The organism is Sphingosinicella rhizophila (genome assembly GCF_032378825.1).
GTDB lineage: Bacteria > Pseudomonadota > Alphaproteobacteria > Sphingomonadales > Sphingomonadaceae > Allosphingosinicella > Allosphingosinicella rhizophila.
On record NZ_JAVUPU010000007.1, the window covers coordinates 1 to 20,961 of the forward strand.

A 20,961-nucleotide genomic window follows, 5' to 3' on the forward strand; every position below is an offset into this window, starting at 1 on the left:
CTTATCTCGGTGTCCACGAAACCGGCAGCAGCTCAGAGCACGGCTTTTCGGTAGCGTGTGTTTCCCCCTGGCGCTCCTTGCGGTTGGCTTCGGTTCAAAGTTTACCCGAGAAGGGTCCGTTTTCCACCCAAAGCTGCCATGAAGGGTCATCGCGAAAGCAGGTAGGACGACTTCATATCCTCGTATTCGTAGAAGCCCAGCCGACCGGGGATGCAGGATACGAACGCTCCGTTACCCATGCCGACTGTTGCGTCTAGCGCTTCCCTCAACGGCATCTCTCGCCCATCCAGGTCGCTCCCGGCGGCGAAGACGTAACAAGTGGCTGGGGCACCTTTCTTCCGCAGCATCGCTTCCACAGGAGCTGCGAACGCGTCACTGCCTGTCAGATGCCGCGCGTGGTGCGGGTCAAGGCGGACAGCATGGTTTAGCAATGACCGAGCGTCCGCCCTTCGCTTCTCGCCCAACTCGAGAAGGGTCTCCATCCGCCGCCGAGTTGGTTCAGCGAGGAAAGCCAGAAAGCCGCGTTCGTGGTCGCTCATGGGCCGATGGTGGCGTAGCAGCGAGCAGCAATCAATGATGTCCGCTTCTCCACCCATTCTACCGCCCCGAAGTCGGCGCATTGCGCACATTCGACCAACCTATAAAGTGTCCCAGGAATGAACGGCAATCATCTCTTTGTGACGCTCTGTTTTGGGGCGGGGGTCCTATCACTCCTCGGCTGGGCATACCTTACAATCGATAGGCCACGATCCAATCAGTTGCTGGTAAAATCGATATGGCTGTTCGTACTTCCTGGAGCGGCCATTGTCGCCCTTCCGAACAGCCTCTTTCTATTTCCGCTGTCGATGTGGGCTTTGGTATTCGTGGAAGAATGCCTAAAAGCGTTCGCATCGAGGACGAAGGTGTCTTCGCTCGACAGGTTCTGGCTTATTGTCTTGTTCGGCATCTGGGAATTGATGCTCGTAAAATCCATGCGCCCCTTCACGGACGATTTCGTGCTCTCTCATTGGCATCGGTTTGAAGTCCTCGGTCTCGTCGTTGCAGCCTGTGGTGCAGTCCTGATGCACACCGTCACGGCGGCAATCTATGCATTCCATTTCCAGAGGAAGACTTGGGCTGCACTCGGCACCTGCTGGGCGATCCACACGATATACAATGAAGTCATGTCGCTGTTTCCGTTGTTTTGGGCCCTTTGTGCAGTGATATTCATCCTACTGTTGCTGCTGATTGTCCTGTGGCCTGATTTGGAGCAGGACGGCCTAAGTGCGAACCCATACTAGCGGCTCGGGGCCATTTCGGATTCCCGCCCGTTTCCGCCGGTCTGAGATCCACCCATTGCCGACATCATCGCTGCCCGCGAATAATCTTCAGCGCCACGAAGCCTGCAGCGGCGAGAATGACTGAAATGAGCAATGCGGTCCCTGGCGTCAGATACATGGTGCTGAACATTTCGCCGAGGGAAGGCATAGGCGGAGGCAGACTTTTGGCGGGGTCATATAAGACAGCGTGTGTTCGGATTGGAATCACACCGATAACAAGCGCCGCCGTCAGAACGAGAAGGCCACCCAATTTCCACCACATGACCGGCTCTCCATCAGAGCGGTGAACCTGCCATGGCGGATGCCCATTTTCCACAGACGTTCAGAAGACAGTGACCTTCCCCTGCTCATCGTATATTTGGCCGCACTCATACGAACCCTCGTTACTGAACACCCGCAAGATGTCGCCGCTACTGAAGGTCAAGGTAAGGCAGAACGGCTCAACGTCTACAGTCCGCACTTCCTGTCTGAGCAGGTGGTGAAGACACATCGGCGAGCGGCGGGCCTCGTCCGTGTTGTGCCTTCTCACGGTGCCGCTTTGGTCAACGTGTTCGATCGCACCCTCTACATTGAGACTTACCTGACCGAAGCCGAAGTTTAGAACCCACGAGCCGATGCAAACCGTCTCGATCTCTCTTCCGACGAGAAAATGGAGTTCCGAAGCCGAAGGGAATGAATGCATCGCCTATGCTCTCAGGTTGATTGGCTTCGCGCAATGTCCACTTTCCACCCAATCCAAACAGTCTGAAAGCGACCCAAATGCGACATTATGCCGATGGTCCGATCCCGACCCCTCGACGCCGTTCGTTCACGATCGTAGCGTGCCCCAAAGCAGACGCCGGAGAGATCATCTCGACCGGCATCCGCATCTACGAGACGAAGACCGTTCAACGGCTCCTCACCAGAAAATCTTCTAAATCCTGTCAGTTCGCTCGATTGAAGATTTGCTTATAAACAATCGGTGTAGAGAGCAATGGAATGATGATGGTGGTATCCACCACCAGATCCTGACCAACACTGCGATACGTTGTGATCCGCTCGCTGTCATCGCCACGGAATGTTAGAGAAATAGCTTCACCATTAGCTTTTGCCGACACATCGAAGACAAGCACTTCAATGAGCTTCCACTTGATCGGCTCTTCACCTATCCAAACGACGATAGGTGCTTTGTCATCATACGCGATCCCGACTCGACTTCCTGCAATCGAGATTCTAAATCGATTTACCGCAATGGACTTGTAGAGCATCCTGCGAGCGAGAGGGCGCTTGGCGTTGGAAAGGCCGGCAACAACTCTGTCGATCGCTTGAAAGGCGTCGTCGCTCCGTTCCCGGTCCAAGACATAGTTGCCTGAAACTATACCTTGCGGCGGGCTCGCTGAGCCTGGGCTAGAGATCGAGATGGCAGCTCCGGTCGCCGCCGACAAAGCCCAATGAAGCATCATGCTCTCCTCAAACTTCGCTGCTCGCCATGGCGGGTGTAGTGACGATCCGCCTTAGCGCATACGCCAGTTTGGTGCCAACACGGTTGGTCCGCGTTCCACCCAATCCCGACAGTCTGAAAGCGACCCATTGCGGAAATTGAGCAGGGGTGTGAAATGACTGCGATGTCCATTCTCTCCCATATCGGCCGAAAGGGTCCTTCAGTGGTGCCGATAATCCTTGCTGTGCTGCTCGGCGCATTCTTGACCTGCAGACATTTCGGCCCGACGACGGAAACCGTGCTTGCATGCGACCTATCGCAACGACCCGGCACAGGCGCATTCCGTACACCGTCCGGCAAATTCGCTATCGGAAACCTCCAAATCAAAGGACACATGGAGAACACAACCCAACCCGGCCTGGTCTCAATCGGGGGGTCGGCTGCTTGGGTTGCAAATGGCGAGTTGGCCGGTGGATCGTTTTCCGGCAACGTCTTTGTGGCTGCGGACAGAACTGTCGAAGGCCTCGCCCTGAATTTGACTCACCCGGATTTCAATCGGAACCACCTCAGGATCAGGACCCTCAATAGTGCAGGCATCTTGGACACAGATCGTTCGACGGCATTCGTATTTTTTAATTCTAGCGAAAGACTCTCTTATCCAGTCAGCTACGTTTGTAAGGTCGAGCACAGCTGAGGAAGTGTCCGCTTTCCACCCTCAACAGACGGTCTGAGATCGACCCCATTGCAGACATTGACGCTACGCGCTGGTTGGAAGATCGTGCGTCATGTTCATAAAAAAGGCATACGCGTCCCGTGACAGCTTATCTGATGCAGAACTGGAGCGGCTGCTTGCAGCTCTGAAGGATGAGGCGGAGCGTTATCGTTATGCCATCCGTAACTACCCGCCGGACCGGCTGGAGCGTCACGGTAAGCCGTTTCTCGCGGGGCTGGAAGAGCGAGTGGATGAGGTGCAGCACCTCTTGAGCGAACGGGCGAACCGCTCCGATTGAACCAACACGGCTTGCGTCCGCTGTCCACCCATTGCGGACCTTGAGGGGTCCTGCCACTCTTAGGCCATGGTCACGATCTACATGCCGGTTCTGAACGAAGGCACGACCGTATGGCGTCCCGTCGAAGCGTCTCCACACGCCTACGAGACGTACCGAGTGGAAGGCGAGATGGAGGAGGATGAGATGTGGGCCTTCGCTCCCGGCACGTTCGTTCGATGCGAATGGAAAACGTTCAGCGGAGGTGAGCGCCGGCTTAGCGCGGTTGGAGTTGCCAACTGAACGTCTGCTTGCCACCGATTGCGGGCGTTCAGCTGGAATTCGGATGAAGAGAGGCGGCGCTATTCGGGATGCCCCGACCGTCGAGAAAAGCACCAATTCGAACCGTGCTCGCTCTCTGATCGCATAAAAACGCGGTAATCTCGCCGCCAGGGTCCGGTGAGACCGTCGGTCTCTTGGCGCACCTCGTAAGAGCAGCCGAACCCTTCCACGCTGACCGGCGTCGGTTCACAACGGACATGCCGTACCTCGACCTGGGGAACGGCCACAGGCGGCCGCCCTCCGCACGGACTCGCCAATTCTATACCCTTGGCTGTCGGAGCTGCACCCTGAACGGAGCAGGCCGCAGCCGGAAGAATGACTACAAGATGTAGGCCGTGAGGTCTCACCTGCAGAGCCTAGGCGGTCAAGGCGACGTTCGCAACGAGTCCGAAATCGAAGATTTGGCGGGTGTCAAATTTGCGACAGCCGATGTTGCACCAAATGTGACGGCAAACGGATTGCCGGGGAGAAGATTCTTACATCACCAATGGAAGCTGGTCTGAAGTCCCGCGCTGGGCAATCATCTTATATGGATCGCCCGCTTTACTCGTGTCACGCGTTCTTAGAGCAATATCGAGCAGCGCCAGGTCGCCCACATAATATCGCCCGCGTTTCTCTCCCACGGGAGAGAGCAGGCCCAACTCGCACAGTCGCTTGAGATCGCGGCTGGCTACCACGTCTGAAATACCACCTTCCTCGCGATACCGTTGGTTACGGATTTTGTAACCGAACGCTGCCTCCAGAAGGGCATTTTCTACTCGCTCGTTCAATCCGTGCTCCCGCGTGATCTTGGATATTTCCTCCCAGACTCGACCAAAATGAGCATTCCTTTTCATCAAGGTTGCGGCTTGTTGATAATGGGCGCGCAGGCAAAAACGCACCCAAGGAAGGGCAGAGTTTCCAGGATTCCAGCTTCCGCGCCCCACTTCCTTCAAAATCTCGTAATAAGCCTGGGTATTCCGCCCCAGCCACTCTTCGATGCTACAAAACGTAGGAGAGCTAGCGCCGTTTTGAGCGATGATGAGCGTCTGAAGGGCTCGCGCCATTCTTCCATTGCCGTCTTTGAACGGGTGGATCATCGCCAGGTTTAGGTGGGCCATTGCCCCCAGCACCGTGGAGGAATCCACATCGTCCGCAGAATTAATCTGGGCGACTAGCTCATTGATCAGCCTGGGAACCTCATCGGCCGGGGGCCCCTCGTAAACTGTGTCGCCACTCGGCTCGTGCACGACATAGACAGGGCCAGTCCTCCATTGGCCGGGGAGCTTGGTCATGTCATAATTGATCATCATATAATGAAGGCTACGGATAAACTGTGCGTTGATCTGCGTATGGGGGTCGTCGTGAACCCGGATAAGATACGTCATCGCTGTCCGATAGCCTTGCAGAGCCCGTATCGTCTCCTCTTCCAGAGTGTCAGGGCGCTCCTCGTCAATGATGGCGACAGCCTCAGCCAGATTGGCGTTTATCCCTTCGATGCTGTTTGAGCCCTGCAGCGCTCGGGCAAAGGTATTCTTCCTGAGGAAGCCACTCCAGCGGAGCGGCGTTTGCCCCACCTGATGGCGCAGCATCTTTCTCTGTTCCCGGATGAGGGAGAGTACATCCTTGTCGACAGCTTCCAGTGTTGGATAGTCGTGGATCATGTCGGTTATCCAAATTCAATCCGTCGTGACGACGATATATAACCTACATGTCGACGATTACAAATTATATAACCAACTTACCGCGCTGACCGTTCGTCTTCCAAATTGGGTCAGCGCCCTTGCCTTCCGAGGAGGCGATGCCCCGTCTCCAGGGCGCACGCAAAGGTCAACGCGCAGTCCAAGCCGGTGCTTCTCGTCGCATTTGCCATCGGCGTGATGAAGTCAGTGCAACGCTTCGACCGGCGGCGGGCTGCCAAATGCTTCTTGATACAATTCCCGCCAGTGAGGAATTTCGAACGTGGTCGGATAAGGGGATCGTGGCACATCGGCAAAATCGTCGAAGCCGGACAGCCATCTCTCCTCCACATCCGGCGACGCAAGACCGATCCGGAGCGATTCATTCCATTCTCGTGACAGTCTGGCGAGACCGGCATTCAGGATCGCTCCTTCCAGGGCAACGCCATAACCTTGCCGCAAATCCCGCCACAGCACGGGAGACGGGATTTTCTCACCGCTCTTGTCCATCAACGACCTTTTGCAAATGGCGACGTCCACCGATGTCGCTGCGCGGCAAGCCAGCGGCCGGTGTTGATAGACGCTGCAGATATTGTCCGCGAGCAGGGGACAGGCCGTGACCATGGACAGGCGGCCGGCATGGGCGACGCCCCCTGTCCGTTGGGAGGTGCGATCGACGGCCTCGCGGATCCGGTCCTTCTGTTCGGGGCTCATCATTTTGATGGTATAGATCGCCTCGGGCGGCATCGCATCCACCCAGGTGTTGCAGCAATAGGAACAGCCTTTTTCACAAGATACAGGTATGGCCGCGATGAATTGAGTGCCGCGCACCATGTTCGCATAGACATAGTCCATGAGAGGAAGGATCGAACGCCGTCTTATGCTGGATTGAACCTTTTCGCGAAGCAATTGCATGAGGCCGACGATTTCATACCAGTCACGCGCCCGCGCATTTACGCCCCTGCGGTCGACCAGCTTCCGATACTCCCTTTCACGCTGCTTTCGTGCGGGCCTGTTCATAGGAACATTGTAGCCGAAATCACTTATGGGTGCATCCTCCCATTCAATCCGTGATACGCGACGAGCCCGAACGGAGAGACTGGCGAGCAACCGCGGTTCATCGGCTCGCACGTCCAAGTCCATCGCCACTCCCAATGGCCAGAACGCGCGCAGGTCTTTCGCGCCCTGACGAACCCTGCGACATGCAAAAAAAGAGGGCCGGGACGGTGGGTCCCGGCCCCCAGGGGGGATAGTGATTTCGCGCGCCTCAGAAGCGGGCGCGGAAGCCTGCGTAGAAGGTGCGGCCGCGCACGTCGTAAATGGCCGCGTTGCCGGTGGCCCGGTCCTGGCCGGCGCCGCTCGTCCCCGTGCCGGAGAGGCCGTAGGGCGGGTGCCGGTCGAACAGATTGTCGACGCCGCCATAGAAACGCAGGCTTTCCCCGATGCCGGCCGGGTTCGGAATGTTCCATTCGAACCGGATGGCGTGGTAGAAGACCGCCGGGAATTTCCGGATGGACGCGTAATCCGCATTTTCCGGCGGCCGATCGGCGCCCAGGCTGTTGAAATCCTCGAACGTGTTCAGATACATCGGGCCGATGTAGCGAAGCTGGTAGCCAAAGGTGAAATCGCCCCAGGTCAGGTCCGTATCCCAGCGGAACTCGTCCTTGGGATCGCCCAGTTCGCCCAGCAGCACATCCTCATAATCCGGCCGGGCCGGATCCTCGAAATTGCTGTTCTGGAAATTGTGGACGTAGATCAGGTTGGTGGCGAGCTTGAGGTTCGAACCCAGATCGGTCCGATAGGCGGCGTCGACATCGATGCCGCGGCGGACGCGCTTGGCGAAGTTGACGCCGGCGGAGATGAGCGAATTGCCCAGTATCTCGCCCGGATTTTCGCCGAACGGCCCGGTGCCCGGCCCGCGGAACCGCTCGAACAGGCCGCAGAACGGATTGTCGAGCGTCGGCGCGTCGTAGCAATTGTCGGCGATATCCTGGGCGCTCAGCGAGACGATCACATCGTTGACGGTGATGTCGAAATAATCCGCGCTGATCGAAAGGCCCGGAATGAAGCGCGGCTGGAAGACGGCGCCGATCGTCCAGCTGTCCGACGTCTCCTCCTTCAGGTTCGGGTTCGAGCCGCTGAGGATCGGCAGCGACGGGGTGCCGAGCGCTTCCAGGTTCGGCAGCAACGCCCCGAGATCGGCGGCGCAATTGGCGGCGCGCGTCGCCGACCCGGTGCCGATGGCGTTGCCGCGGCAGGGGTCGGAGAAGCTCGGTGCGAAATTGGGGACGATCGGGAAGCCGGTTTCGGCGACGTTGGGCGCGCGGACGGACCGGCCGTAATTGGCGCGGAAGCGCAGGTCGCGGACCGGCGCCCAGTCGATGCCCGCATTATAAGCGTAAACCGTGCCGACGGCGCTGTTATAGTCCGAAATCCGGCCGGCCGCCGTGACGGTCAGCTCTTCGAAGAAGGGCGTATCCTTCAGGATCGGAATCTGGATTTCGCCAAAGGCCTCCTTCACCTTGAAGGTCGGCGGGTCGAACCGTCCGACGACGACGGCGTTGGTGGCGGCGAGCTCGATATAGGGATCGTTGATATAGTCCGCTTTTTCCTGCCGATATTCGCCGCCGACCGCAAAGCGGATCGGGCCGCCCGGAAGCTCGAACAGCTGGCTCATGTCGCCGGACACGAAGCCGGAGACGACGAATTGCGACAGCGATGCCTTGTTGCGGGCATTATAGGTGAAATAATTGGCGGCTGCCGAATTGTCGGGCGCGCCGAAGGGATTGTAGGGCACGCATGATGCGATGTCGGAGGCGAGACGCGCCTGATAGGCGGCATTCTGTTCCGGGCTCAGCGCCGCGCTCTGATAGGCGAAGGCGGCCGCCGGGTCGAACTGGGCGCGGCACTGGATCTGGCCGGTGGTGGGGTTGAGGCCCGCGTCCAGCGACAGCAGGAATTTCTGGCGGTCGAGATAGCCGTAGGTGACCGTGTCTTCGGTGAACTTGCCGTAATTGGCCGAGACTTCGTAATTCCAGTCGTCGTTGAACGTGCCGCGAAGGCCGGCGACGATGCGATAGGTGTCGCGCTTGAACTCCTCGTCGCGAATGCCGACGTCCAGAAACTGCTTGCCCATCACTACACGATAGCTGCCGTCGGCGATCGCATCGCGCTGGGCGTCGGTCAGAAGCTGGTTGGTGCCGCAGGCCGTGGCGATGCTCGGGTTGCAGCCCGATGCCAGGATCGCGTCCGCCAGGAAGGCACTGTCCGCCGGGTTGAGGAAGGGATTGTCGAGCCGGAAGCGCTCGCGCGTGTCGAACTGGGTTCCCTGGCCCTGGGTGAAGGACGGGCTGGCGTTGGAACCGCGCGCATTGACCCGGCCCCATTTGGCCTCGAGGAAGACCTCGGCCGCATCGCTGAATTCGTAATGGGCGAGGGCGTTGAAGGTATAGCGTTCCAGGAAGGGCTGGATCGACAGCAATTCGTCCTCGCGTCCGTTCTGGCCGTTGCCGCCGATGAAGGTGCCGTTGGGCCCGGATCCGACGCGGTCGCCGGTGACCGGGGCCAACCGGCCGTCGGGATTGAACAAATAGGTGCAGCTATAGGGCGTGCCGGGCGTGACGCCGTTGCTGATGCCAGTGCCGCAGGACGGGCCGACGCCGGCATTTTGCGAGATCGCGACCAGGCCGTAGCGGTTGATCGTGGCGCTTCGGATATCGCGGAAGAAGGTGCGGTCGGGATTGCCGTCGCTGCCATTGTCGAGGCCGGCCGGATCGAGATCGGTGACGACGAAGCCGTCGACGCTGCGCAGCCAGGGCAGCTGCGAGCCGAAGACGCGGTCCTGGCGCGAATATTCGCCATGCACCGTGACATTGCCGCGGCCGCCTGCGAAATTCTTGCCGAACATGCCCGAGACATATTGGTTGCCGCCGAAACCTTCGTCGGAAATGCCGAAATTGCCGCGCAGCTGGAAGCCGTCATAATCGCGGCGCAGGATGAAGTTGACGACGCCGGCAATGGCGTCCGAACCGTAGATGGACGATTGCGCCCCCGTGACGATATCGACCCGCTCGATCAGGTCGCTCGGAATCGAATTGATGTCGGGGGACACCGCATTGTTCAGGATGTCGGCGGCGACATGGCGGCGGCCGTTGACGAGAACGAGGGTGCGGGCCGTGCCGAGGCCGCGAAGGTCGAGCAGGTTGAGCCCGGCTATGCCGACGCCGAGGCCCGGATTGTTCTGGGCGAATGTGCTGCGCAATTGCGGCAGATCGTTGAGCGTATCGCCGACGTTGAGATCGCCCGTCTGGATGAAATCCTCGCCGGTGATCGACGTGATCGGCACGCTCGATTCCAGGTTCGGACGGCGGATGCGCGAGCCGGTCACGACGATCGTCTCGCTTTCGTCGGCCGCCGCGGCGGTCGCGTCCTGGCCCGTTGCGATCTCCGTCTCGGTCTGAAGGGTCGCGGTGGGATCTTCCTGAGCCGAACTTTCCTGGGCGGATGCGGGCGCTGCCATCGACAGACTGAGGGTGAGAGAGAGGAGAGCGCTGCCGCTCAACAGTCCGAATTTATTCATGAAAAGATGTTCCCTGCCTAGATTGGCGGTTGTCCGCCGTACGTTTTCAGGGGCAGCCCCCTTGTCGAGTTTGAACGACCGGACAAGCGGGAGGCATCATCAATTCATAGAAAGTTCATCCCTGTTGCATGGGCACAACAAATGATACGCCTGCGAAACTTGATTGTTACTTCAGTTAAGTACCCGCATTCCGTAGCGTCGCGGAACTGTGAAACCGCATTATATCCATATCGGACTTTTACTGTTAGTAACTAAGCCAGTTTCACGAGAAACGAACTAATTGTGCGGTCAAGAAGTGGAAGACAGCGATCTTCACGAATCGCACTGTACCATCAAAGTAAAACAAAAGCCTATAGTTTGAGAGGGTCCGCACGACGGGAGGGCCTGGCTGTCCCTTCACGCCGCGCGCGCATCGTGTACAGCGACAGCGATGAAGAGCATCGTCGATCCGCAGGGCGCGCTGGCGCGGGGGCTGGCCGCGATCCGCGCCGAATTCCAGGTTCCTGCTTCCTTTCCAGACCAGGTGGTCGCAACAGCGGAACAGGCGGCGGGGCGGACGCCGTCCGATCATGCCGATCGCACCGACCGTCCATTCGTCACGCTCGATCCTGCGACCTCGACGGATCTCGACCAGGCATTCGCCATCGAGCGGGCAGGGAGCGCGCTGCTGCTCCATTATGCGATCGCCGATATCGGCTGGTTCGTGGAGGATGGCGATCCGGTCGACGCGGAAGCGTGGCGGCGGGGAACGACGCTCTATCTGCCCGATGGCAAGGCCGGCCTTTATCCACCGGTGCTGAGCGAAGGCGCGGCGAGCCTCCTTCCGGACGGTCCGCGCCCGGCGGTGATCTTCACGATCCGCGTCGCTCCCGACGGTATCGTGCATCTGGACGGGGCCGAACGGGCGATCGTCCGCAGCCGGGCCAAGCTCGGCTATGATGCGGTCCGGCCTGACGATCTTCCCGCCGACCTGCCGGAGCTTGCCGCCCGCATCGCGGCCGCGGAGCAGGCCCGCGGCGCCGCCCGCGTCGATCCGCCGGAACAGGAGGTGGCGGCGGACAGGGGTGGCCGGATGGAGCTGATGTTCCGCCCGCGTCTTCCGTCGGAAGAGAAGAATGCCGCACTGTCGCTTGCCGCCAATATGGCGGTCGCGGCCGCGCTCCGGGCGAAGCGGACCGGCCTGTTCCGGGTCATGGCGGAACCCGACGCGCGCGCCGTCGCGCGCCTTCGCCACACGGCGCGCGCCTTTGACGTCGCCTGGCCGGACGGCGAGACGCTGGACTGCTTCGAGCGCAGGCTGAGCGCCCGCGATCCGAAGGAGGCGGCGCTGATGATGGCGATCCGGCGCGCGGGCAACGGCACCGCCTACGCGCCCTTTCGCGACGGGGAGAGACCCTGGCACGCGGCGATGGCCGCCACTTATACCCATGCCACCGCCCCGCTCCGCCGTCTTGCGGATCGCTATGTCGTCCGGGCCGCTTTGGCGGTTGCCAACGGCAGGACGGTGGAGCCTCTTGTCACGGACGCTTTCGAACGCCTCCCCAAGGTCATGGCGCGGGCCGAGGCGCTGGCCGGCCGGGTCGAGCGGGCGGTGATCGACCTGGCCGAAGCGGTCATGCTGCACGGGCGCGAAGGCCAGCGTTTCGCGGCAATCGTCACCGACGTCGACGAACGCGGCGCCCGTGTCCAGCTTTGCGATCGGCCGGTACTGGCGCGCATCGACGACAAGGGCATGACGCCGGGCGAGGCGATCGACCTGCGCCTGGTGGCGGCCGATCCGGAGGCAAGACGGATCGCGTTTCGGCGCGACGACTGAACCGATATTGCCCGGAACGCTCGGCGAAGGGAAACTCCGGCCGGTTGCGCCGTTCTCCCTGCTCATCACAGGGAGAAGGATATGCCGGTATCAAGTCTGACGCTCCTCGAGCGGATCGCCCGGGTGCTTGCCGGGCGCGAACTCAGCGGCAATGCGAAAGGCGACGATCTTTCGGCGGGAGCGGAGGTGGACGAACGCTGGCACGAATATGTCGGCGACGCCTTGGCCATCCTCCACACCTTGCGCGAACCCGATCGTGCGATGGCGGCGGCCGGCGATCCCGACATGTGGGAGCGGATGGTGGAAGCGGCGCTGGCCGTCGAGCGCGACCGGCCGGCCGGCGACGGCAGCAACGACAATTGACGCGGCGCTTTCCGGCCTTTCCGGTCAGGCGGGACGGGCGCAGCCGCTGCGGGTCTCGCCATTGACGACCAGTTCGGCCGCCAGCGGATAACGCCGATCGGACATGCCGTCCGAACAATTTCTTTCCGGCCGGATGCGAAGCACGAACGGGCGTCCGCCAAGCGCGCCGGTCCAGCTTTCGGTGGCCCCTTCCTTGGCATAACGGCTCCAGACGCGGGTCCCGGCCTGATCCTCCGGATGCGAATAAGTGACGCAGCGGCCTTCGATCCTGGCGCCCCAGAACGGCTCGGTGCCGATCGCGCGGACGGGCCGCACGGCCAGCCGTTCGTCTCCCTGCATCATGCAGGGATTGGCCGACTGGACCGGCGCGGGGACGGGGGCCGATCCATCATTGGCGGCGGCGCTGTCCTTGCAGGCGGCGACGAAGGCGCGGACCATGTCGGAAGGCGGCGGCGGATGCGGGCCGCTCTTCTGCGCGCCATAAGTCGCGGCCGGACCGCCGCCGACGATCTCGCCGAGCCTGGCGGGCACCGGGCCGGAGCCGCTGACTCCGCCGCGCTGGACGTCGCCGTGCGGGTCCGCGACCAGCGCCACCACCTCGCCGCCGCTGCCGAACGACATCCGTTCCTCGCTGCCGATCGGCGCGAAGCCAGGCACGTTGACCAGGATGCTGCCGCGCGCAGCTTCGCAGAACATGCGAATGACGGTCTTGCCGTCCGCCGGCACCAGCGCGAGCGCAGTTCCTTCGCCGCTCGACTGCACGTCCCAGCGCGCCGACTCCGTCTTGCCGCCGCCGGCGGATCCGGCGAGGTTCGAGGCGGATGGAGGAGGGGCCTCCGCCGCCACGTTGGACGGGAGGTCGGTCTCCGGTCCCTGGTCGCTGCAGGCGCCAAGAGACAGGAGGATGGCGGCGGCCGGGACAAATCGCATGTCGTTCCTCTTCGGATATCCTGTTGGACGGAAAGACCTGAACGCGTTCGGCCGCCCGAATGTCCCGATCGCCTCAGGTGACCTGTCGGCCTCAGGCCACATTATCCAGGGCGGTGCGGAGCAACTCGCCGATGGCGACGCGGGCCTTGTCGAGGTCGCCGCTGTTCGACATGGCGCAGGCCACCCGCCGCCGCTTGAAGTCGACGGCGCCCTCGCCATACCAGCGGCCATTGGAGCCGTTGTGCCAGATCGATCCATCGTCGCGCACCACCCAGCCCATTGCGTAACTGGACGTAAAGGGGGCGGTATGCAGGATCTTCCAGCTGTCGGGTTTCAGGAAGGCTTCCGACTGCTGCAGGTGCGCGTTCAGATAGGTGATGAAATCGGTCATCGACATATGGACGAGGCCCGCCGGTCCGAGGACGACGGGAAGGTCCGCCGGCTTGGCCGGATTGCCGAGCGTGGCGGGAATCGGCTGGGTGGCGCCTTCGGGCAAGGCATGGCCGAGCGGCTGGTCCAGCTTGCCGGGCGTCCCGGGCGGACCGAAACCGGGCGTGCGCAGGCCCAGCGGATCGAAGAGGTGGGCGCGGATCAGATTCTCCCAGGAATCGCCATAGACTTCCTCCAGCATGGCCGCGGCCGTCACATAGCCGACGTTCGAATAGACCATTTTCTCGCCGAGCGCGGCGACCGGAATCTGCTCCACCGCCATCAACGCGAGCTGCCGATGATCGGCGCGCGTGTCGATCTTGCCCTTATCCTCGTAATTGGCGGCGGGCATGCCCTCGATCATGCCGGGGACGAAGCCGGCATGGTGGCTGAGCAGGTGGCGGAAATTCGCGCTTTTGTAGCTTTCCTGCATCTTCGGCGCGGCCGAACCGAATATCTCGCCGACCGTCGTGTCCCAGCCGATCTTGCCCTTTTCGATCAGGCGGGCGGCCAGCGTCGAGGTCATCGACTTGGTGTTCGAACCGATATGCCACAGATCGCCGGCCGTGACCGGGGCCTTGGCGTCGATCGAGCGCAGGCCGTCGGCGATCAGGGCGGGGCTGGCACCATTGCCCGAATGCGCGGCGCCCATGCCGGCTATGCCGGCCGACATCCGGAGCGCGCGGAGTTCGGCCTGCGTGAACGATTTCATCGGCGCGACCTTGAACTCTTCCTGCAGCAATGCGGCCAGGCCGCGGCCGCTGAAGCCCAGCAGCGCCGCTGCGCCGGCCATCATCTTCAAATAGTTTCGTCTGGTCATGGTCATGGCTAACACTCCCCGATCCTGTCTTTTTTCGTCGCCGACAGCGCAAATCCAGGCATGTGCGACCCTCGCACCGATTTTCGGAGCGCGGCCTTTCGCATGCATCGTCACCGGCAGGACGCATCGCTGATTGCATCATTTTTCCAATGAGGCCAACAATGATCTGTCCGGGCTCGCATATGCTGGCGCGAATCGACGATATAAAGGGAGGACTTCATGGACGTGACGCGGCGGGATATGTTGGGGATGGCTTCTGCGGCGGGCATGGCCGTCGCCTCGGAGCCGCTGCTGGCAGCGGCGCAGACCGGTGTCCGGGGCGGCCTTCCTGCCGGTCCCTGGGCCGAGGTCGCGCGCAGGCTGACGGACTTTGCGCGTGCCGATCTCGCCGACAAGGGTTTCCCCGGTATGACGATCGCCTTTGCCGGGCCCGGCGGCGTCCAGGCAAGCTTCGGGGTCGGTCTCGCCGATCTCGCCCGCCGCAAGCCGGTCGCGCCCGATCAGCTTTTCCAAATCGGATCCATCACCAAGTCGCTTACGGTCATGGCCCTGTTCGTGCTCGCCGATCGCGGCAAGCTCGATCTGGACGCGCGCGTGCAGGATCTGCTGCCCGAACATCCGCTTCCGCCCGAACCGATCACGCTGACGCATCTCATCGACCATAGTTCGGGGCTTCCGAACCTTCTCGAGGATCCGGCGATGGTCGATCTTCCCGGCGGGCGGCTGTGGACCGGATTCACGCCCGGATCGCGTTATTCCTACTGCAACCTCGGCTACGCCCTGCTCGGTTCCGTCATCGAGCGCGTATCCGGGATGAGCTATCCGCTCGCGCTCGAGACGCTGGTGCTGAAGCCGATCGGCATGAAGCAGGCCGTGCCGGTGTTCCGCACGCCGGACCGCGCGCGTTACGCTGCGGGCCACATCCGGCTGCGCGAAGACATGCCCTGGTTCCCCAGGACACCGCTGACCGAGGCGCGCTGGTTCGAATTCTCCCATGCGGCCGGATCGGTCGCCGCCACCGGCCCGGACATGATCGCCTATCTTCGCTATCTGGCCGGAGTCGCCAAGGGGAAGGGCGGCCCGCTCTTCTCCGACAAGCTGGCCGAGCGTTACCGGACGCCGACCATCGATTCCTCGCCGCCGGGCGCCCGCTACGGCAACGGCCTCCACACGCTCGACGTCGACGGGCGGCCCTGCTTTCGCCACACCGGCGGCATCCATGGCTTCAGCTCCGCCTTCACCCTGGACCGGGAGTCGGGTTTTGGCTGCTATGCCAGCGTCAATGTCGGCGGCGCGGGCGGCTATCGGCCGGTCGAGATCACCGAATATGCGCTGCCATTGCTCCGCGCGGTGGCAGCGAACCAGCCGCTCCCTGCTGTCCGCACCCCCCAGCCCCGGCCGGCGATAAAGGACGGCGCGCGCATCGCCGGACAATATAGGAGCGCCGACGGCACCGCCTTCACGATCGTCGAGCGTGGCGGCGCCCTCGCCATCATCGCCAATGGGCGCACGGCGGCGATCGGCGCGGCTGGTCCGGACAGCTTCGTCACCGATCATCCGGCACTGGCGCCTTATACTCTGGCCCTGGAGGAAGGCGGCGCCCGCATCCGGCTCGGCGGCCGGCTGTTCGGACGCGGCCAGGCGCCCGCCGCGCAGCCGCCGAGCGCCCGCCTGGCGCCGCTCGTCGCCGATTATTACAATCCCGCATCGTGGGGCGGCCGGCCCCAGGTTTTCGCGGTCGGCGATCGCCTGTTCCTCGGCACGGCGGAGCTGGTCGAGGCGAGCGACGGCAGCTGGCGCTTCAAGGAGCCGGCAATGGCGATGGAACGCTTCTGGTTCACGAACCGCATCGACGGCCGTCCGCAGGTGCTGATCATGTCCGGATCCCGCTACGGCCGGTTCAAGGACCGGAATTTATAGGCTTCATCTCCCGCTTGCGGGAGGAAGGCCGGCCATCATTTGCCGGCCGGACAAACTTTGCTAGCGTCGAAAGACAAATATACCCCGGGGAAATCCATCATGATCGTTCGCAGCCTCATTGCCGCTTTGCTTGCCTCCACCATCGTTGTTGCGGTGCCCGCTGCCGCGCAAAAGCCGCTTCCGACCAGCGACATTCCGGCGAATTTCACGCCCACGAACGCCAAGGATTACACGGTGCGCGAAGTGTCGATCCCGATGCGCGACGGGGTGAAGCTGCACACCAATCTCGTCATCCGGAAGGGGCTCGAGAACGCGCCGATCATCTTTTCCCGCACGCCTTATTCGGCCGATCGCGCCATTTCGGGCCGCCCGTCCAACACCTACAAGCTGGCGCTGCCGACCACTTATGCGCGGCTGATGGAGGCCGGCTATATCATCGCCGTCCAGGATGTGCGCGGACGCTATCGGTCGGAGGGCGATTATGTGATCGCCCTGCCGCTGTCCGGTCCGCTCAATCCGGCCAAGGTCGATCATTCTACCGACAGCTGGGACAGTATCGAATGGCTGGTGAAGAACGTGCCCGAAGCCAATGGCAAGGTCGGGACGACGGGCGTCAGCTATGGCGGCTTCACCACCCTGATGAGCCTCGTCGATCCGCATCCGGCGCTGAAGGCGGCGGTGCCGGTCAATCCGCTGGCCGATGGCTGGAAGGGAGACGACTGGTTCCATAACGGCGCCTATCGGCAGAGCTTCCTCGACTGGGTCTACCGGATGAGCGCGGACAAGTCCGGAACCTACCGGCTGCAGTTCGATCGCGAGGATACGTATGAAAGCTGGCTGAAGGCCGGGTCGGTCGGCGACATGGCGAAGCGGATCGGCGTCGACCAATTGCCCATGTTCCAGAAGCTGGTCGAACATCCCGCTTATGACGAATATTGGCAGGGCCAGGCGCTGGACAAGATCCTGGGCGAGAGGCCCCTCAAGGTCCCGACGCTGCACGTCCACAGCCTTTGGGACCAGGAAGATATTTACGGCGCGCCGGCCGTCTACAAGGCGGTGGAACCCAAGGATCGCGGCAATGACGAGAATTTCCTGATCATCGGGCCCTGGCAACATGGCCAGGGCTATTCGCTCGACGGATCGAAGCTCGCCGACATCGATTTCGACGGCAATACGTCCGTCTGGTTCCGCGAGAATGTCCTCGTCCCCTTCCTCGACGCGCATCTGAAGGATGGCGGCAAGAAATCGGGGATCGCGCCGGTCACCGCCTTCGAAACCGGCGCCAACCAATGGCACCGCTACGATCGCTGGCCGATGTCCTGCGCCAGCGGATGCCAATATAAGTCGCGGCCCATCTACTTGTCCGCCGATGGCGGGCTCGGCTGGGGCGCGCCGAAGGGTGCGGGCGGCTTCGCCGAATATGTCTCCGATCCCGCCCGGCCGGTCACCTATCGCGAACGGCCGATCCTTTCGACCTACAATCCGAACACGACCTGGGGGCAATGGCTGGTCGACGATCAGCGCTTCGCCGAATCCCGGCCGGATGTCGTGACCTTCGTCTCCGAGGTGCTGACCGACGACGTCCGCCTGGCCGGAGAGCCCATCGCCAAATTCTTCGCCTCGACCACCGGCACGGACAGCGACTGGGTGGTGAAGCTGATCGACGTCTATCCGGCCGAATATGCCGAGGCGCCGGAAATGGGCGGTTATGAGCTGCCGATCGCCATGGACATCCTGCGCGGCCGCTATCGCGACGATCCGTCCAAGCCGACCGCCATCCCGGCCAATCAGGTCGTGGGCTATGAGATCAAGCTTCCGCATGTGAGCCACCAGTTCAAGAAGGGCCACCGTATCATGGTGCAGATCCAGTCGAGCTGGTTCCCGCTCTACGACCGCAACCCCCAGCAATTCGTCCCCAACATCTTCACCGCCAAGAAGTCGGACTATGTGAAGGCGACCCAGCGCATCCACAGCTCGGCCAAATATCCAAGCCGGATCGAACTGCCGATCATGCCTTGAGGCAAGGGGGCTGTTCGGGAAGGCATGTGTGACCAGGGGAGGGGTGAGATGAAGGTCATGCGGTCAGGAGGAGATCGGCATAAGGGCTGGCTGCGCTGGGGCGCCGGGCTTTGCCTGGCCGTCGCGATCCCAGCGCCCGGCGTCGCAGGCGGGTCGGGCATAACGGATCGGGGCGCGGAGGCAGCCGATCCGGCGCGGGCGCCCCTGGCGGCGCGCATCGAAGCGATCATGAAGCGGCCCGAATATCGGCATGCGCGGTTCGGCATGAAGTTCGTGTCGCTGAAGGATGGACGGACGCTTTACGAACATGATGCGGATCAGCTCTTCGTGACCGGATCGACCGGCAAGCTGTTCCCGGCCGGGGCCGCGCTGGCGACTTTGGGACCGGATTTCCGTTTCCGCACGAAAGTCTATCGGACCGGGCCGATCGTCGACGGGGTATTGAAGGGCGATCTCGTCCTCGTCGCCAGCGGCGATCCCAACCTTTCCGGACGGATCGGTCCGGACGGAAGTCTCGCCTTCGTCGAGACCGACCATAGCTATGACATGCTTCCGGGCGCCGCCGTCGCGGGCGGCGATCCGCTCCAGGTGATCCGGCGGATCGCGGAGCAGGTCGCTGCCAAAGGCATCAAGCGGATCGATGGCGCGGTCAGGGTCGACACCTCGCTCTTTCCCGAAGCGCCCTGGGTGGATCCGCGCGCGATCATCTCGCCGATCTCGGTCAACGACAATATCGTCGACGTCACGGTCTCGCCGGGCGCCAATCCGGGCGGTCCGGCGATCCTGCGCATTTCCCCCGAAACCTCCTATGTCCGCATCGTCAACCGGACGAATATGGTCGCCGACGGACCGGCGACGGTCGGCTTCGTGGAAGACGTCCGCAATCCGGACGGGACGCATGTCGTCACCCTTGCCGGTAACATGCCGACCGGGCAAGGCGAGGTGCTGCGTGCCTATCGCGCACCCGAGCCGCAGCGTTTCGCGGAGACGTTGCTGGCCGAGGCGCTTCGGGAAAAGGGCGTCGCGGCCAGGACGGACCATTCGGGCAAGGCCGATTTCGGCGCGCTCGCCGCCGCCTACACGCCCGCCAACCAGGTTGCCGAACATATCTCGCCGCCTTTGACCGAGGCGGTGAAGGTGGTGCTGAAGGTCAGCCACAATCCCCATGCCGCCATGTTCCCCAAGCTCCTTGGCGCCTATGTCGCCAAGGACAATGCCAACGCCCTTGCGGCGGGGTTCGGGGTGCAGAGGAGCGTGTTCGAGAAAGCCGGGATGGAGCTCGACGCGGCCATGCAGGTCGACGGATCCGGCGCCGGCTCGCGCTATTCGCCGGACGCGACCGTCCGCTTCCTGCAATATATGGCGAAGCAGCCATATTTCCGAGCCTGGCTGACGGCGCAGCCGATCATGGGCAAGGACGGCACGCTGGCGAAAATCCAGAAGGACAGTGTGGCGGCGGGCCACGTCTACGCCAAGACCGGCACGGAGATCAGCCCCAATCTGGTGAACGGGCGGCTCATGCTGATGGGCAAGGGCCTGGGCGGCTATGTCGAGGGGCCGACGGGCGAGGTCGTCGCTTTCGGCCTTTATGCCAACAATGTTCCGATCGACGGGATGGAAGGCGCCTCGAAGGTCGGTGAGGCCCTGGGGGAAATCGCGACCGCGGTCTATGAATCCATGGCCGCCAAACCCTGAGGCGGAGAGCTCGCCCCCGGCCGGCGGTGCGCCCGCTATATCCTTGGGAACAATGCTTCGTGCCGCGGCGCAAGGGCCGTCACGGCATCAATGATCGTCACCGCCGTAGCGATCGTCGAACTCGCGGTTGGACATGCCGAGATAGCGCACCATGTCGATCATCGACCAGGGCCAGGACAGCAGCACGCCGATGATGGTGAAGGTGAGCACGAGCATCACGATGCCGGAGGCGGTCCGCCCCAGATAGAAGCGGTGGAGGCCGAAGACGCCCAGGAAGAAGGCGAGCAGCGCGGCGATATATTTGTTGCGGTCGCTGCTGGAGGATTCCGGCGCCTGGTTGCCGGCGGTGGGGGTGGCGGCACCCGGTACCGGAAAGATGCTCAGCGCGCGCGTCTCCCGATTTTCAAAATCGACGAACATGCCGATGGCCGGCTCACCGCGATGCGCCCAATCCTTCGGTCGAAAGGTATAACGCTGGCCGTCGTCCCCGAGCACGATCCCGTCCCCGGTCCGCACGTCCACCCCAAGCACCTGTCCGCGCATATCGCCCCGTTTTTCCCTTTGGGCCGATATTGGCGACGGGGGGCAGAATTGCAATGTGGCTGCGGCCCGTTTGCCGCCTGGAGGTTCAAAATGCCGGCGGCATTTCACCTGAAATCTACTTC

Annotated in this window: 17 protein-coding genes; 9 read left to right on the forward strand and 8 right to left on the reverse strand. The window is 62.3% G+C overall.

The window, feature by feature from the left end; all coding sequences use genetic code 11:
- Positions 1-656 precede the first annotated feature (656 nt).
- Entirely contained in the window at positions 657-1,280 is a 624-nt protein-coding gene (locus RQX22_RS13685; protein WP_315727110.1) for a hypothetical protein, read from the forward strand.
- Between the two features lie 64 nt (positions 1,281-1,344).
- On the opposite strand, the gene RQX22_RS13690 is transcribed toward RQX22_RS13685, so the two are convergent.
- A complete protein-coding gene (locus tag RQX22_RS13690) occupies positions 1,345-1,581 on the reverse strand; it encodes a hypothetical protein (RefSeq protein WP_315727111.1) in 237 nt (78 codons plus the stop codon).
- Positions 1,582-1,677: 96 nt separating this feature from the next.
- On the opposite strand from RQX22_RS13690, the gene RQX22_RS13695 reads away from it, so the two are divergent.
- Positions 1,678-1,920, forward strand: a complete 243-nt coding sequence (locus RQX22_RS13695) for a hypothetical protein (protein ID WP_315727112.1) — start codon at positions 1,678-1,680, stop codon at positions 1,918-1,920.
- 322 nt (positions 1,921-2,242) lie between these two features.
- Here RQX22_RS13695 and RQX22_RS13700 read toward each other — a convergent pair whose 3' ends face one another.
- The gene (locus tag RQX22_RS13700; protein WP_315727113.1) at positions 2,243-2,761 is read right to left on the reverse strand and encodes a hypothetical protein; all 519 of its coding nucleotides are present in this window, start codon (positions 2,759-2,761) and stop codon (positions 2,243-2,245) included.
- Between the two features lie 763 nt (positions 2,762-3,524).
- Here RQX22_RS13700 and RQX22_RS13705 point away from each other — a divergent pair.
- Positions 3,525-3,749: a hypothetical protein gene (locus RQX22_RS13705; RefSeq protein WP_315727114.1), complete on the forward strand. Its 225-nt coding sequence runs from the start codon at positions 3,525-3,527 to the stop codon at positions 3,747-3,749.
- Positions 3,750-3,815: 66 nt separating this feature from the next.
- Complete coding sequence (locus RQX22_RS13710) at positions 3,816-4,028, forward strand: hypothetical protein (RefSeq protein ID WP_315727115.1); 213 nt, start codon at positions 3,816-3,818, stop codon at positions 4,026-4,028.
- A gap of 515 nt (positions 4,029-4,543) precedes the next feature.
- On the opposite strand, the gene RQX22_RS13715 is transcribed toward RQX22_RS13710, so the two are convergent.
- From RQX22_RS13715 to RQX22_RS13725, 3 genes are all read right to left on the reverse strand, one after another.
- Complete coding sequence (locus RQX22_RS13715; RefSeq protein ID WP_315727116.1) at positions 4,544-5,710, reverse strand: Fic family protein; 1,167 nt, start codon at positions 5,708-5,710, stop codon at positions 4,544-4,546.
- A gap of 222 nt (positions 5,711-5,932) precedes the next feature.
- On the reverse strand, positions 5,933-6,745 hold the full coding sequence (locus RQX22_RS13720) for a YkgJ family cysteine cluster protein (RefSeq protein ID WP_315727117.1): 813 nt from the start codon (positions 6,743-6,745) through the stop codon (positions 5,933-5,935).
- Between the two features lie 247 nt (positions 6,746-6,992).
- Positions 6,993-10,304 (reverse strand): TonB-dependent receptor domain-containing protein, encoded by a 3,312-nt coding sequence (locus RQX22_RS13725; protein WP_315727118.1) that lies wholly within the window; start codon positions 10,302-10,304, stop codon positions 6,993-6,995.
- A gap of 430 nt (positions 10,305-10,734) precedes the next feature.
- Here RQX22_RS13725 and RQX22_RS13730 point away from each other — a divergent pair, with 430 nt between their 5' ends.
- Positions 10,735-12,120, forward strand: a complete 1,386-nt coding sequence (locus tag RQX22_RS13730; RefSeq protein WP_315727119.1) for an RNB domain-containing ribonuclease — start codon at positions 10,735-10,737, stop codon at positions 12,118-12,120.
- An 81-nt stretch (positions 12,121-12,201) separates the two neighbouring features.
- Positions 12,202-12,483 (forward strand): hypothetical protein, encoded by a 282-nt coding sequence (locus tag RQX22_RS13735; protein WP_315727120.1) that lies wholly within the window; start codon positions 12,202-12,204, stop codon positions 12,481-12,483.
- Positions 12,484-12,507: 24 nt separating this feature from the next.
- Here the strand turns inward: RQX22_RS13735 and RQX22_RS13740 are convergent, their stop codons facing one another.
- The gene (locus RQX22_RS13740) at positions 12,508-13,413 is read right to left on the reverse strand and encodes a COG3650 family protein (RefSeq protein ID WP_315727121.1); all 906 of its coding nucleotides are present in this window, start codon (positions 13,411-13,413) and stop codon (positions 12,508-12,510) included.
- Between the two features lie 91 nt (positions 13,414-13,504).
- Entirely contained in the window at positions 13,505-14,668 is a 1,164-nt protein-coding gene (locus RQX22_RS13745; protein ID WP_315727122.1) for a serine hydrolase domain-containing protein, read from the reverse strand.
- Positions 14,669-14,881: 213 nt separating this feature from the next.
- Here RQX22_RS13745 and RQX22_RS13750 point away from each other — a divergent pair, with 213 nt between their 5' ends.
- From RQX22_RS13750 to dacB, 3 genes are all read left to right on the forward strand, one after another.
- Positions 14,882-16,582, forward strand: a complete 1,701-nt coding sequence (locus RQX22_RS13750) for a serine hydrolase domain-containing protein (protein WP_315727123.1) — start codon at positions 14,882-14,884, stop codon at positions 16,580-16,582.
- Positions 16,583-16,681: 99 nt separating this feature from the next.
- Complete coding sequence (locus tag RQX22_RS13755; RefSeq protein ID WP_315727124.1) at positions 16,682-18,601, forward strand: CocE/NonD family hydrolase; 1,920 nt, start codon at positions 16,682-16,684, stop codon at positions 18,599-18,601.
- Positions 18,602-18,649: 48 nt separating this feature from the next.
- Complete coding sequence (gene dacB, locus RQX22_RS13760) at positions 18,650-20,296, forward strand: D-alanyl-D-alanine carboxypeptidase/D-alanyl-D-alanine endopeptidase (RefSeq protein WP_315727125.1); 1,647 nt, start codon at positions 18,650-18,652, stop codon at positions 20,294-20,296.
- An 87-nt stretch (positions 20,297-20,383) separates the two neighbouring features.
- Here the strand turns inward: dacB and RQX22_RS13765 are convergent, their stop codons facing one another.
- Positions 20,384-20,839 (reverse strand): TM2 domain-containing protein, encoded by a 456-nt coding sequence (locus tag RQX22_RS13765; protein WP_315727126.1) that lies wholly within the window; start codon positions 20,837-20,839, stop codon positions 20,384-20,386.
- Between the last annotated feature and the right edge of the window lie 122 nt (positions 20,840-20,961).

Coding starts and splice junctions, on each gene's coding strand:
- RQX22_RS13685 (WP_315727110.1), top strand. CDS start 657: ATGAACGGCAATCATCTCTTTGTGACGCTCTGTTTTGGGGCGGGGGTC.
- RQX22_RS13735 (WP_315727120.1), top strand. CDS start 12,202: ATGCCGGTATCAAGTCTGACGCTCCTCGAGCGGATCGCCCGGGTGCTT.
- RQX22_RS13725 (WP_315727118.1), bottom strand. CDS start 10,304: ATGAATAAATTCGGACTGTTGAGCGGCAGCGCTCTCCTCTCTCTCACC.
- RQX22_RS13740 (WP_315727121.1), bottom strand. CDS start 13,413: ATGCGATTTGTCCCGGCCGCCGCCATCCTCCTGTCTCTTGGCGCCTGC.
- RQX22_RS13700 (WP_315727113.1), bottom strand. CDS start 2,761: ATGATGCTTCATTGGGCTTTGTCGGCGGCGACCGGAGCTGCCATCTCG.
- RQX22_RS13765 (WP_315727126.1), bottom strand. CDS start 20,839: ATGCGCGGACAGGTGCTTGGGGTGGACGTGCGGACCGGGGACGGGATC.
- RQX22_RS13715 (WP_315727116.1), bottom strand. CDS start 5,710: ATGATCCACGACTATCCAACACTGGAAGCTGTCGACAAGGATGTACTC.
- RQX22_RS13750 (WP_315727123.1), top strand. CDS start 14,882: ATGGACGTGACGCGGCGGGATATGTTGGGGATGGCTTCTGCGGCGGGC.
- RQX22_RS13690 (WP_315727111.1), bottom strand. CDS start 1,581: ATGTGGTGGAAATTGGGTGGCCTTCTCGTTCTGACGGCGGCGCTTGTT.
- RQX22_RS13730 (WP_315727119.1), top strand. CDS start 10,735: ATGAAGAGCATCGTCGATCCGCAGGGCGCGCTGGCGCGGGGGCTGGCC.
- RQX22_RS13710 (WP_315727115.1), top strand. CDS start 3,816: ATGGTCACGATCTACATGCCGGTTCTGAACGAAGGCACGACCGTATGG.
- RQX22_RS13720 (WP_315727117.1), bottom strand. CDS start 6,745: ATGAACAGGCCCGCACGAAAGCAGCGTGAAAGGGAGTATCGGAAGCTG.
- RQX22_RS13755 (WP_315727124.1), top strand. CDS start 16,682: ATGATCGTTCGCAGCCTCATTGCCGCTTTGCTTGCCTCCACCATCGTT.
- RQX22_RS13705 (WP_315727114.1), top strand. CDS start 3,525: ATGTTCATAAAAAAGGCATACGCGTCCCGTGACAGCTTATCTGATGCA.
- dacB (WP_315727125.1), top strand. CDS start 18,650: ATGAAGGTCATGCGGTCAGGAGGAGATCGGCATAAGGGCTGGCTGCGC.
- RQX22_RS13745 (WP_315727122.1), bottom strand. CDS start 14,668: ATGACCATGACCAGACGAAACTATTTGAAGATGATGGCCGGCGCAGCG.